The organism is Pseudoalteromonas sp. SMS1 (genome assembly GCF_021530565.1).
GTDB lineage: Bacteria > Pseudomonadota > Gammaproteobacteria > Enterobacterales > Alteromonadaceae > Pseudoalteromonas.
The window spans coordinates 109,156-121,863 of record NZ_JAKGBI010000004.1 but is presented as its reverse complement, the minus strand read 5'-3'; the positions used below and the strand labels follow the sequence as shown (position 1 = coordinate 121,863).

General features: G+C 44.9%; 14 protein-coding genes. 7 read left to right on the top strand and 7 right to left on the bottom strand.

The window, feature by feature from the left end; all coding sequences use genetic code 11:
* Positions 1-45: 45 nt before the first annotated feature.
* The 3 genes from L1286_RS06225 to L1286_RS06215 all read right to left on the bottom strand — a co-directional run bounded on the left by L1286_RS06225 (position 46) and on the right by L1286_RS06215 (position 1,613).
* Positions 46-339, bottom strand: coding sequence for a hypothetical protein (locus L1286_RS06225; protein ID WP_235406045.1), 294 nt, complete (start codon positions 337-339; stop codon positions 46-48).
* A 117-nt stretch (positions 340-456) separates the two neighbouring features.
* The gene (locus L1286_RS06220; RefSeq protein ID WP_235406044.1) at positions 457-1,041 is read right to left on the bottom strand and encodes an FMN-binding negative transcriptional regulator; all 585 of its coding nucleotides are present in this window, start codon (positions 1,039-1,041) and stop codon (positions 457-459) included.
* Positions 1,038-1,613, bottom strand: coding sequence for a GNAT family N-acetyltransferase (locus L1286_RS06215; RefSeq protein ID WP_235406043.1), 576 nt, complete (start codon positions 1,611-1,613; stop codon positions 1,038-1,040). The genes L1286_RS06220 and L1286_RS06215 overlap by 4 nt, the downstream gene beginning before the upstream one ends.
* A gap of 185 nt (positions 1,614-1,798) precedes the next feature.
* On the opposite strand from L1286_RS06215, the gene pdxR reads away from it, so the two are divergent.
* Positions 1,799-3,241, top strand: coding sequence for a MocR-like pyridoxine biosynthesis transcription factor PdxR (gene pdxR / locus L1286_RS06210; protein WP_235406042.1), 1,443 nt, complete (start codon positions 1,799-1,801; stop codon positions 3,239-3,241).
* Between the two features lie 72 nt (positions 3,242-3,313).
* Here pdxR and L1286_RS06205 read toward each other — a convergent pair whose 3' ends face one another.
* Positions 3,314-3,508 carry a CVNH domain-containing protein gene (locus L1286_RS06205; RefSeq protein WP_235406041.1) on the bottom strand — a complete coding sequence of 65 codons (195 nt, stop codon included), beginning with the start codon at positions 3,506-3,508 and terminating at the stop codon, positions 3,314-3,316.
* 147 nt (positions 3,509-3,655) lie between these two features.
* A complete protein-coding gene (locus L1286_RS06200) occupies positions 3,656-4,126 on the bottom strand; it encodes a histidine phosphatase family protein (protein ID WP_235406040.1) in 471 nt (156 codons plus the stop codon).
* Positions 4,127-4,359: 233 nt separating this feature from the next.
* On the opposite strand from L1286_RS06200, the gene L1286_RS06195 reads away from it, so the two are divergent.
* The 6 genes from L1286_RS06195 to L1286_RS06170 are packed head-to-tail and all read left to right on the top strand — an operon-like array spanning position 4,360 to position 11,578.
* Positions 4,360-5,619: an efflux RND transporter periplasmic adaptor subunit gene (locus L1286_RS06195; RefSeq protein ID WP_235406039.1), complete on the top strand. Its 1,260-nt coding sequence runs from the start codon at positions 4,360-4,362 to the stop codon at positions 5,617-5,619.
* An 18-nt stretch (positions 5,620-5,637) separates the two neighbouring features.
* Positions 5,638-6,360: an ABC transporter ATP-binding protein gene (locus L1286_RS06190; protein WP_235406038.1), complete on the top strand. Its 723-nt coding sequence runs from the start codon at positions 5,638-5,640 to the stop codon at positions 6,358-6,360.
* A 2-nt stretch (positions 6,361-6,362) separates the two neighbouring features.
* Positions 6,363-7,676 (top strand): ABC transporter permease, encoded by a 1,314-nt coding sequence (locus L1286_RS06185; RefSeq protein ID WP_235406037.1) that lies wholly within the window; start codon positions 6,363-6,365, stop codon positions 7,674-7,676.
* 13 nt (positions 7,677-7,689) lie between these two features.
* Positions 7,690-8,892, top strand: coding sequence for an ABC transporter permease (locus L1286_RS06180; protein ID WP_235406036.1), 1,203 nt, complete (start codon positions 7,690-7,692; stop codon positions 8,890-8,892).
* Positions 8,893-8,951: 59 nt separating this feature from the next.
* The gene (locus L1286_RS06175; RefSeq protein ID WP_235406035.1) at positions 8,952-10,286 is read left to right on the top strand and encodes a sigma-54-dependent transcriptional regulator; all 1,335 of its coding nucleotides are present in this window, start codon (positions 8,952-8,954) and stop codon (positions 10,284-10,286) included.
* The gene (locus L1286_RS06170; RefSeq protein WP_235406034.1) at positions 10,286-11,578 is read left to right on the top strand and encodes a sensor histidine kinase; all 1,293 of its coding nucleotides are present in this window, start codon (positions 10,286-10,288) and stop codon (positions 11,576-11,578) included. Before L1286_RS06175 ends, L1286_RS06170 begins: the two co-directional genes overlap by 1 nt.
* On the opposite strand, the gene L1286_RS06165 is transcribed toward L1286_RS06170, so the two are convergent.
* Positions 11,579-11,908, bottom strand: a complete 330-nt coding sequence (locus L1286_RS06165; RefSeq protein WP_235406033.1) for a hypothetical protein — start codon at positions 11,906-11,908, stop codon at positions 11,579-11,581. It lies immediately after the preceding gene.
* 128 nt (positions 11,909-12,036) lie between these two features.
* Positions 12,037-12,681 (bottom strand): 2OG-Fe(II) oxygenase, encoded by a 645-nt coding sequence (locus L1286_RS06160; RefSeq protein WP_235406032.1) that lies wholly within the window; start codon positions 12,679-12,681, stop codon positions 12,037-12,039.
* Positions 12,682-12,708 lie beyond the last annotated feature (27 nt).

Sequence of the window (12,708 nt, the reverse complement as noted above, 5' to 3'; positions counted from 1 at the left end):
TTGTTAAGTTTCCAACCAGCCGCCCTCGGGCGGCTTTTTTGTATGTTATTTGGCCTGTGCTCTTTTCTTGTGCCATAAAGCAAACGCTTCTGAGACTCTTTCATCTTGGGAAAAGTTTTTTATCATTCTCGCATTAAATGCGCTGGGGGATTGAGTGACTTGTCTCGTAAGATCATCCAAAATTTCTTCGCCGTAGGTTTCATAAAGTTGCACTTCTCTTGCGATCAGGCGAAATTCACACGTTGAGAGTGCACGAGCATTATTTACCGCTGAAAGAATATAATCTTGTTGATCACGTAATAGAGTCCAGCAGTAAGGTTTTTGCGCTAATACTTCCATCTGTGCTCCGTTTTTTTATGATGCGCTAATATCTTATTTGTAATTTATCATAGATGATGCCGTAATGTGACGAATTTAATTGGTCGTAAATAGAAGCGCAGTGGCTGCGCTGCTTTCTTATTGGTAATACGTGCTCATCGTTGAGCCACGGTTCTGCAATAGGTTTGCAATCTCTACGCGGGTATCAGCGGGTTTATTTTGGCTTAATTTGAACTGGCCTGTTATCTGTGTAATGTTCAGTTCAAAGAACAATAAACTGGTACACATCGCGATGAGCTGTTTTTCGGGCACTGTGCTGAGTTGCCACGGCTGAGCATTATCCTCAAAAGCAAGTAGCATATGCTGTAAAATCTGAACCTGCTTTTCAAATGCTGTAACAGCTTGGAGTGTGGCTTCAATATGCACCGTTGCATAATCCCAAGTAGGTAGTTTTATACCCTTAACTTGAGCTGGCGAAAGATAGGCATCTGGACCATGAAAAATGCAGTGGATTTGCTTGCCGATAAATTCCCTTAAGGGGTTGGCTGGGTTGGCATGACCAAACAATGTGAGGCTTTCACGACACAGGCTCAATGGTATATGACAGCTATGTAACTCAGACCCCGAGGCGTTGCAAATTAAAGTGGCCAACGGGTAGTGTTCAATGATTTCAAACAGCTTAATGGTGTTCGACTCTGTATAATCTTTTGGTGGGTAACTCATAGCCATCCCTCCAAACGTGCTTTAATTTCTGGCCACATATCGTCAACAATACTAAATCGTGCTGTGTTACGAAAACGGCCGTCGGGTAACATTCTATTTTTAAGATGTATCCCTTCAAAGTGCGCACCTAATCTGGCAATTGCGCTGCGAGATTTGTGGTTTTGCTCATGGGTCTGAAATTCAATCCGTACTAAGCCTAATTGCTCAAAGGCATGTTTCAATAATAAATATTTAGCGTGTGTATTGATATGGCTTCGTTGCCACTTCAAACCAATGAAAGTATGTCCAATTTCGGCTTGCAAGTTGGTCTCATCTAGACGGAAAATACGGGTATTACCTGCGACCGAATTTGTAGCAGAATCAATGATGGCAAAGACAAGTTGCTCTTTAGCATGAAATTGAGCGGTTTGTTCAAACCAGTGTTTCAATATGGCAGGGCTTTCGCAATATTTACTTGGCACCCACTGCCAGAGAGCTTCGTCTTTCCCCACTTTTTGAAGCGCTTCTAAATGATCATATGACAAGGGTTCTAACCGGACTTTGTCTGTTTCTAAAATAATTTTCTCAAACATAAAAACTCCTTACGTGTAGGCTGTTACGTCGCGTGATATGAGAATAAACTCATCAGGTAGGGTGTTAGCATATCCACTTCTGGTCATAGTAAAACAACCAGAATTTTATTTTTTGCTATACCAGCTTGTGTTGGTGGGATGTGTTTTGTACTCTGAGCAAATGTTTTCTTTTTCGCTCAGTCGCAATGTTTTCAGGCACCCCATTAGTTGATGACCCACGACACGCAAAATATTTGCAACTCGCTAACCAAATCAGAGACGCGATCAAATCCGGGCAGCTAATGCCTGGTGATGCGCTTCCCTCTGCACGTCAATTAGGTCTCCTATTTGACGTTAACCGCCATACTGTTATGGCTGCGCTGCAAAACCTCGTGGCAGAGGGCTGGCTGCTATCCAAGGTCCGGAAGGGCTATACGGTCAATGCGCAATTACCTGTCATTGAAAGCGCGAAAGCAACAAGCAACGCGTTAGTCGCTCAGCCTATCGAACCTCAGTTTGCTTATACGTTTGGCGAGATTGAGTATGCGTCTACGCGACAGTATAAATATAATTTTGCTGGAGGCTTACCCGATATCTCATGGTTTCCCTTTGACGAATTTCGTCGCTGCATGAATCGTGTATGCCGACAAGCCAGTGCTCAGTCGCTGCACTATCAGAACGTCGCTGGAGAAGAGGTTTTAAAGGCGCAGTTACGGAGTTATTTGAGAACAGCAAGGGGGTTAACTTGTCACGATATGTTAGTGTGTAATGGCTCTCAAGAAGCTTTGTTTCTGATTGGTCAAGCGTTTATCCAAACTGGCCAAGGCGTTGCCATGGAAACGCTGGGGTACCCACCGGCAAGAAAGGCCTTCCAAGCGGCGGGTGCTAATATTCTGGATATTGAGCAAGATGAGCACGGGTTATGCGTGCATTCGTTGTCGAACTGCTTGTCAAAACATGAGGTAAAGTTGCTCTATTTGACGCCACTACACCAGTACCCAACAACGGTGACAATGCCAGTCTCTCGGCGCATGGCAATATACCAACTCTGTGTGAAACATGGTGTTTTTATTATTGAAGATGATTATGATCATGAATTTCACTACAGTTGTCCACCGCTTCAGCCTATGGCAGCGCATGACCCTGCTCACATAGTGATTTATTTAGCCACGTTTTCTAAGATTATGTTTGCTGGTGCTCGTATGGGGTATGTAACGGCTTCAAAGCCTGTACTTAATCATCTAACTGCCTTGAAGCAGATAGTCAACCATAAAAATGATGCGCTTATGCAGTTGGCCATTGCGGATTGGATGTCGTCAGGTCACTTTGAGCGTCATTTACGGCGAATGACTAAGTTGTATCGGCAGCGCGCTGAAGCGATGGATAAGGCGCTTAGCAGCTTTCAAGCCGATGGGTATGATATCCACTACATTAAACCGCAAGGCGGGATGGCGTATTGGGTAGACTTAAAACAAGACGTGTCCCAGCTACCAGACAGGCTACTGCAAGCGGGGATCTATGCGCATACTGAGCAGAGCTTCTGCCACTGCCCCAAAAAAACACACTTTACCCATATTCGTCTTGGATTTGCAGGACAAGCTGAGCAACAAATGGTGGAAGGTTTGAATGTACTGTTTGATTTGCTGTAATGGATAATAAGGAGAAAAAAGGCCCATGCCTAGGCCCATTATCGACGTATTGATGCATGTTTTAAAAGGGAATTACTTTGAATCAGGACACCATGTGAGTTTGCCATCGATGTTAGCGATGTCATATTTCAGTTTACTTTCCACCCAGCTGCCATCTTCTCTTTGACATAACGCGATAATATGGCACTCCGTTTCTCCGGGTCTGCCCTCAAAGATTATGTTACGACAACTTGATTTGTACGACCCTGGCGGGGAAATAAAAGACATATAACCTGTACTCCATCTATATTTAGCCTAAACTGGTTGGCCGACTATGTTTGTTTTGAATGAGTACACTATAAGGAGAAAGCTGGTGGATAAATATTACAGTCTATTACATCGACCAGCTGTGAGATAACCATGTCTTGAGTTTTATTAATCTGAACTTTTGACTTGCAAGATAGGTGTCTCTTCAAGATTGGTAATAATAAATACTTTGTCAAACTCGTCTTCATTAATACTGACCTCGCGGCCAGTTAATAATTTGACCAAAACGGGCGTTGTATTGCTGTGACCGGCGACGATCACGGTGCCCGATTTTTGTTTCAATTCCCTCGCAAACCCATCTAAATTGCCAGCATTGTAGATTGAAATATGTGTATCTATCATATCTGCGAGTGGGGCAAGTGTTGCCTTTGTGCGGTGGTAGTTTGTTGAGTAAAGCATTGAGGGTTCGAGCGGTAACATCATGTCTGCAAAGCGCTTCGCGCGCTCAATTCCCTGTATTGTTAAAGAGGGGTTAACCCCTTTTTGCTTCTCTGCATGTCGTATTAGCACGATGTTCTCTGGTGCCGCTGCTAGCGTCGCACTGAGCAAGCTCAATAAAATAACTAAGACCAGTCTCATGGCCAAGACCCCATTTTCAATTTTTAGTCACTATAGCGTTTTACGCGCCTGTGCGCACTTAAAAATGTGTCCGCTACGTGATTGGTTACAAACCTGTCCGCAGCGGACACATTTTCTGTCCGCGGACAGGTTTATTGCAGTTATAAAATTAAAAACCCAATAAAAACAATAGTTTAATTTTGGCACGAAGTTGGTATTCATCTACAGCATGTGAATGATAAATAGGAAACACCATGATTAAGGACACACGTGGACAAGATGTTGTATTGCAGGACCCGCGCCCCATTTGGCAACGAAAAAAAGTACTGGGACTTAGTCTATTTTTGCTCCTTACCGCAGTTGGCTATGGGGTTATGTCACAGGCAAAGGCGCAGTTGTCTGTTGCAAAGCAAGATTTGGACATTGCTCATGTTGAACTGGGGACCCTAGTCAGAGAGGTGAGTGCAAATGGCAAAATCGTTGCAGCACACGCCCCAACAGTTTACAGCCCTGAAGTTGGCGTTGCCACTTTACACGTTAAAGCTGGTGATAAGGTGCACGTTGGCCAATTAATTGTAGAACTCAGCAGCCCTGAACTCAGTAATGCACTCAAGCAGCAACGTTCTGAGTTAACCAGGCTGGAGGGAGAGTGGCAGCGACAAAAATTAGAATCACGCCGTCAAGCCTTAGCACTCACCAAATCGTTAGACCTTGCCAGGGTGTCCCTTGATGCGGCAGAGCGAGAAAACCGTCGTGCGCAACTCTCTATTAAATCGAGTTTAATTAGTCGTATTGATCTGGAGCAGGCTGAGGATGACTTTGCAAGGGCCAAATTGAACTATGCCCACGCCCAGCAAGAGGCTGAGCTTGGACAGGACACGCTAAAGTTTGAGCTTGCCTCAGCTAAAAGCCGTTACGAAAGACAAAAGCTGGTAGTTGATGAAGCGGCGCGTCGAGTGCATAACCTGCAGGTGCGTGCCACCGTTGAAGGTATTGTGGGTAACCTTTTAGTCCCCAACAAAGCCGCGGTTGCCCAAAATGAGGCACTAATGCGCCTAGTCGACCTATCTGCATATGAAGTTGAACTACAAGTGCCCGAGAGCTATGCCAACGAATTAGGGCTGGCCATGCCAGTGATAATGCGAGTAGGCGCGCAAGAGCTTACCGGAGTGCTCAGTGCCATTTCCCCCGAGGTGAATAATAGAGAAGTCACCACGCGAGTTAAATTTCTACAGCAAGACATTCAGGGCATACGCCAAAATCAGCGAGTATTGGCACGCATACAGCTCGAGAATAAAGAAAATGTGCTCAAAATTAAACGCGGACCCTTTTTAAATATGGGCGGACACATTGCATATCGAGTGCGCAACAACATGGCACATAAAGTCCCCATTGAGCTGGGATCAAGCAGTTTGAAAGATATTGAAATAAAAGCTGGGTTACAAGAGGGTGACGAAATCATTGTCTCTGGATATGATGCGTTTACTCAGGCTGATTCAGTGCTCATTAGATAAAAATAAAGGACAACAACAATGTTACACATGCAAGATATTAGCAAACTGTACCAAACCGAGATGGTACAAACGCAAGCACTGAGAGAGTTCAACCTAACCGTCAACGAAGGGGAGTTCATAGCAGTCACTGGGCCGTCTGGTTCAGGGAAAACCACTTTTTTGAACATTGCAGGGTTACTTGAGCCATATTCGGCAGGTCAATACATGTTAGATGGGGTCGATGTAGGGAAGCTCAACGATAATCAACGCTCTGATCTTCGTAATCAAAAGATTGGATTTATATTTCAAGGTTTTAATCTAATTCCTGATTTAAATTTATTCGAGAACATTGAAGTGCCACTGAGATATCGTGGTATTAAATCTAAAGAACGTAAACGACGAGTGGAGCAGTGTCTAGAGCAGGTGGGGCTTGCTGGGCGAGCGAAACATTTACCGCAGCAGTTATCAGGTGGTCAACAGCAGCGGGTTGCCATAGCACGAGCATTGGCAGGCGAGCCTAGGTTTCTACTTGCCGATGAACCGACGGGTAATCTAGATAGCCTAATGGCAAGGCAGGTCATGACTTTACTTGAGGAGTTGAATCGCACAGGGACGACCATTGTCATGGTGACCCATGATGCAGAGCTGGCGAGAAGAACACCACGTAATATCCAAATCGTAGACGGTCAGGTGGCTGATTTTACTTTATACCAAGGCACACAAATGCCCCGTGTCGATGCACAAAAACCGGTGAGGGTGTAATTATGTTGGTTCATTATTTGGATTTGGCTTGGCGCAATATCAAGCTTACGCCACTAATAAGCTGCCTCATGGTCGTCGCTATCGGGATTGGTATTGGTGTGACAATGACGTCACTTTCGGTATATCACATGATGAGTTCAGACCCCATACCGCAGAAAAGCAGCCAGTTGCATGCTGTGCAATTACAAACGATGGATGAAGGGCAAACATGGAATACGTCCGATGATGTGCCTACGCAGCTAACCTATCAAGACGCTAAATTTTTGATGGAGAACTCGCCGCTAACACACCGTGTCGCGATGATGAAATCAGGTGCCGCAGTGCATCTTGACAGCCCGGATAGTGTGCCATTTATTGAGGATGTGCGTATCACCGGAAGATCGTTCTTCTCTATGTTTGATCTATCATTTTTGCATGGTGGGGCCTGGAGTGAGATGCAAAGTGAACAAGCTGCGCCAGTTGCTGTAATTGGTGAAGCGTTAGCGCAGAGGTTGTTTCAACGAACTGATGTACTAGGTGAGTCTATTTATCTTGATGAGCGTAAGTATGAAGTTATCGGCGTGACAGCAGCTTGGCAGCCAGCAATTAAGTTTTACGATGTGAATAATGGTCCGTTTCAACGCGCGGAACAGCTCTTTATTCCTTTTAGCCATATTGAAGCCTATGAGTTACATAGTTGGGGAAACACCAATTCTTGGAAAAATGAGGAGATTAGAGGGCGTGAGCAGTTTCTTCAGTCAGAGATGGTGTGGCTCCAGTTTTGGGTTCAAATTGACTCTGAAAATGCGTTGAAAAACTATCAACAATTTTTGCTGGACTATATGGCACAGCAACAAAAGCTAGGGCGATTTAATCGCAAGCAACTTGCTTACAATATTAAGCCAGTGAATGAGTGGTTGGAATACAACCACGTCATTGACCCTGATAACAAGATTTTAGTGGGTCTGAGTTTTATGTTTCTCGCCGTATGCTTGGCGAATATCCTCGGCATGTTGTTGGCAAAGTTCTTAAAGCGCGCGCCGGATGCCGGGGTTCGACGAGCATTGGGGGCAAGCAAAAAGCAGATATTTTTTCAGCATTTGGTTGAAGTAGCGTTGCTGGGTTTACTGGGGTGCTTGGTCGGTATTCTTCTTGCGCAGGTGGGGCTGGTTGGCATTAGAGAGACGATGTCAGTGTATGTGGGCATCGCTAAGATGGATTGGACCATGTTGCTGTTGTCCCCCATCATCGCAATCTCTGCATGTTTATTAGCTGGGTTATTCCCTGCTTGGGTGGTTTGTAAAACGTCACCCGCTACCCACTTGAAGGTTCAGTAAAGGAGTGCACAAAATGCTAGAAATTAAGCCAATTATTAATACGCTGATGCGCTCAAAGGCGGGTGCTCTGTTACTGATATTACAAATTGCCATTACGTTAGCGATCGTCAGTAATGCGCTGTCAATTGTGTCAAGCCGCATCGACAAACTGACCGAGGATACCGGATACGATGAACAAGGGATCATTGCTTTTACTGTGTTGACATACAACCGAAATATAGACAGAGCCAAGCAGTTCAAAGAAGACATGATCACATTAAAAGAAATCGATGGTGTCAAAGAGGCCATGACTGTAAGTTCAATCCCACTGTCAAGTAGTGGTGGGTCTTGGACGGTTAGCAACCACCCAGATGAATTGCAAGGTAAACGTGTCGACAGTGGCTATATTCAGGCAAACCATCGGATTGTTAACGCATTTGGCCTAACGATTAGCGAAGGGCGCGACTTTGAACCACAAGACGAAACAGAGGGCTCACAAGATCAATTCCCCTCGGTCACGATTGTAAGTCGCGCTGTTGCAAATAAGCTATTCGGCGAGGGAAAAGGGCTGAACGAATTCATATACAGTGGCGACAATATGATGAAGATTGTGGGCATTGTTGAAACGATGAAAAGCCAATGGCCAGACTCGAAAATGGGTGACAATGTGGTGCTGATCCCGATTGAGAGGAGCAGTATGTATCAGCGGGTTATTGTGAAAGCGGAGCCAAGCAAAAGGGCACAAGTGATTAAGTTGATAGAGCCGACACTCCTTGAGAATGAACGCCAAAGAGTCATTATGGGTGTGAAAGGGCTGGATACCGCCAAGGCGCAAACATACCAAAGAGATACCCTCATGATTAGAATGCTGATGGCACTGATTGTATTTTTGGCGATTATCACTGCCTTGGGTATTTTTGGATTAACACATTTTAATATTAGTAAACGAACCAAACAAATCGGTACTCGTCGCGCGCTAGGGGCGAGGAAGTCGGCAATTTTTAGGTATTTCATTGTCGAAAATACCTTGGTGACTTTATTTGGCGTCGCGGTAGGATCGGTTGCTGCAATTTACATGGGGGGGCAGCTTATGGCTTTGTACAGTATCCCTGCCCTAGATTGGTCTATTGTGCTGTATACGTCACTGGTAATGTTGGTCATGAGTGTCTTGTCGGTGTATCAACCTGCAAGGCGAGCAGCCAATATTTCTCCTAGTATCGCGACACGAAGTATCTAATCAGAGGACTGTGCATTATGTTACACTCGAAAGGGTGTAACATAATAAATAATAAACACATGGATAAAATACTTATTGTTGATGACAATCAAGCTGTTTTACAGTCACTGTCATTACTGTTCGAACTACATGACTATGAAGTTGTCACAGCCAGCTCGCCTTTTGAAGCTGAGCAAGTGGTGCGATACCAACGCATTGCATTGGTGATCCAAGACATGAACTTCACGTCAGACACCACATCTGGTGAAGAAGGCAAAGCTTTATTTTTTAAACTTCGCGCACTCTCTCAAAATTTGCCCATCATACTTCTCACGGCTTGGACCGAACTTGAGATGGCCATTTCACTCGTCAAAGCTGGCGCCGCGGATTACCTTGCAAAGCCTTGGAATGATGACAAGCTTTTGGTGGCGGTCGCCAACTTAATCGCGTTGGGTAAGGCCAATTCGGACAATCAGCAGCTGCAAAGGCAACAAGTAGAGCGTGAAAGCTACAGTGCAAATGCTGAGTTAGTGGGGTTGATTTATGAAAGTGTGGCGATGCAACGAGCCGTTGAGATGGCACTACAGGTTGCGAAGTCAGATGTATCCGTATTGATTACGGGGGCAAATGGGAGCGGCAAAGAAAAAATAGCGCAGATCATCCAAGCGAATTCCAAATTGGCCAACCAGCCTTTCATTAAAGTAAATGCAGGTGCACTGCCAGATAACCTGATAGAAGCAGAACTTTTTGGTGCCGAAGCGGGGGCTTATACTGGCGCAAATAAAAAACGTATTGGCCGTTTCGAAGCTGCTGATGGAGGCACGCTGTTTTTAGATGAAATAGGCAACCTGCCGTTGTCTGGGCAAATGAAACTACTGAGAGTACTGCAAACGGGTGAATTTGAACGGTTGGGCTCCGTGGATACGCAACAAGTCAATGTGCGAGTAATCTCAGCCACAAATGCAAACCTACTCAACGATGTGGCATCAGGCAAGTTTAGAGAAGACCTGTTTTATCGCCTCAATGTAATAGAAATCAATTTGCCGAGCTTAGCGCAACGTGTTGATGATATTTTGCCCCTCGTTAGGCATTTTTTACCCGGCCGCCCGCTATCCTTGGACGCGGAGCGCGCGCTGTGTGCCCATACTTGGCCGGGCAATGTCAGAGAGCTAGAAAACGCGTGTAAACGCGCCGGAGTACTGAAACCAGAGGGGGAGCTTGTTGCCAAAGACTTTGGGCTACTGGACAATGTCATTACGCAACCTGTCAAATCACAAGTAGCAGAACCGACGAAGCTGGAATTGCAACAAGCCATGCACCAGTGCCAAGGCGTCATTGCAAAAGTCGCCAGACAATTTGGGATGAGTCGCCAAGCACTTTATCGGAGGCTGCAAAAGTATGGAATTGACTATTGATGGCTAAGGCATTGAATACTCTAAAGTATAAGGTCATTGGTGTATTGTTTATCAGTCTTTTTGTGGCGTGCTCACCCATTATTTACTTGGTTTCAATACATGCTTGGCTGGCATTAAGTACGTGTTCGGCTTTACTCTGTTGCTTACTCATGAAGCTAACGTTCAATAACTTAATTAAAGCTATAAACGCCCTCAATGTTGGCCTTTTAAACTTTAAAGATGGCGATTTTTCCAACCAATTAGCATACCAAAAAGACGATGAATTTGGACAATTGTGTCGGCTTTACAACCAGACTGCACAGCAACTGAGAAAAGAAAAACAGTGGCTCTATCAAAGAGAAATGATGTTAGATAAGATGTTGCAAAGTGCGCCTCAAGCATTATTACTCGTCAATGATAATGGCGTCGTGGTATTTGCGAACCAAAGTGCGCAACACTTGTTAGTCAGTCAGCAAGCATTGGAAGGCCAATCTATCGAGCAGTTGCGTACAACTGCACCGAAGGAGATTTCGGCTGCAATAAAAAATGCGCAAGATGGCTTGATCAGTATGCGCCTAAATGAGTCGGAAGAGCAGGTTTGGCATGCTTCTGTGGGTGACATTTTGTTGAATAACCAGTCTCATACTCTATATATTTTCAAACAATTGACGCGTGAATTAAATCGTCAAGAAGTGGCTGTGTGGAAAAAGGTAATTCGGGTTATTAGTCACGAGTTAAACAATTCTTTGGGGCCAATCTCCTCGATGTCACACAGTGGGAAAATTATTGCAGATAAAGTAGATGATGCGCGTTTGCACCGTGTGTTTAGCACTATCGATGAACGCATTTCCCACCTGACTGAATTTGTGCAAGGCTATGGCACGTTTGCCAAATTACCTATCCCAAAAGTAGCAACGGTGGCGATTCGTCCGTTGCTCGAATCGATTCAGCTGCAATGGCCAACTCAAATCCATTGTGAAGTAGAAACCCTGAGGGCAGACAAGGGACAACTGGAACAACTCATCATTAACTTATTGAAAAATGCCCATGAGTCAGGCTCTGACTCGGCAGCTATTTCGGTGACCATAGCGCGAAGCCCAGGAATTACAAAAATGTTTATCGAAGATGCGGGGCAGGGAATGTCAGAGGCCGTGCTAACCAGTGCGCTCGTGCCATTCTACTCAACAAAAAATAGCGGTACAGGTTTGGGGCTAGCGCTTTGTCGCGAAATTGTCGAAGCGCACAATGGTTACATAAACTTAAGTAATCGCCCGACAGGCGGGTTAAGTGTTGAGGTTGGACTGCCAAACTAGTTAGGTATTTTGCGCAGTTTGCAGTTCTGAGTCAGAATTCTCTGGTACTTTACAGCCGTCTTGTTGTTCTAACCATGTTAAGGTGTTTTGAGTCATTACAATGGTGCCAGAGACCACTAAGCTGGCTGCCGAGACGATACCGGCACCGGCCATCAAAACAGCACATGCTTTATCTGAACACCCACCCAAATAGCCCATTTCTTCATGGGACAATACATGTTTGCGCATCGTAATTTGGCAGCGCTCATCAAAATACTGGACTTCCTTGGGGACGAAAATACAAGCTGAAAGGGTGCATAAAGCCAGCACCGTGAGTAAGGCTATCCGCATGACGAATTCCTATCGTTTTTTTATACCTTAAAGACTGGTTGGTAAAATGAAAAGTAAAAAACTGTAATTGAAACGCGCTAGCTCTGCTAGATAGCAGAGCTAAATGGGTCCACCACAGTATATTGCAGTTAGCTAGGTGGGTCTATATGGCCTGCTGTACTGGCATTGATCCTAAACCACCCTGCAATGGAGTATCGGGATGTGTGGGCTGGCAATACTTCGTGCGGAAATTCATCACTTAAAAATGTCACCAGTGTCCCTTGATTTGGCAAAACGCGGCACAATTCTTTGTCATGGTCATTTGGGTCATAAATGACCAATTCGCCACCATTGATGGCTTGCCAATCATCATTGAGATAGAAAACAGTGGTAAGGACTCGATTTGCTCTCCCTTTGAAGGCATCGACATGTTTTTTATAAAATGCACCAGCTTGATAATGCGCAAAATGACTTTCGTAGCTAAATAACCCCATGAATAACCGTCGATTTAGATAATTTTTAAGTTCATCCATCGCTTGGATATAGCCGAGCTCCAAGTCATTATTGCTGTCTAGCCATAAGATTTTATCTCTGCGGATCTTGGCATTTTTTTCATGGTCGACTTGCCTGCCAATGCCTGCACTCTGGAATTTGTCCTCAGCCAAAGATTCAATACGTTTATTGAGATCATGTATCAGTTTTGGGTCGATCGCATTCTCGATGATGCTTAGGCCGGTTGCACGCAGATCATTTGCAATTTTTTCGAACACATTTTGATAATCAAAGTTGGACAAGGTTCACCTCCAGATATTGTGGAGGCT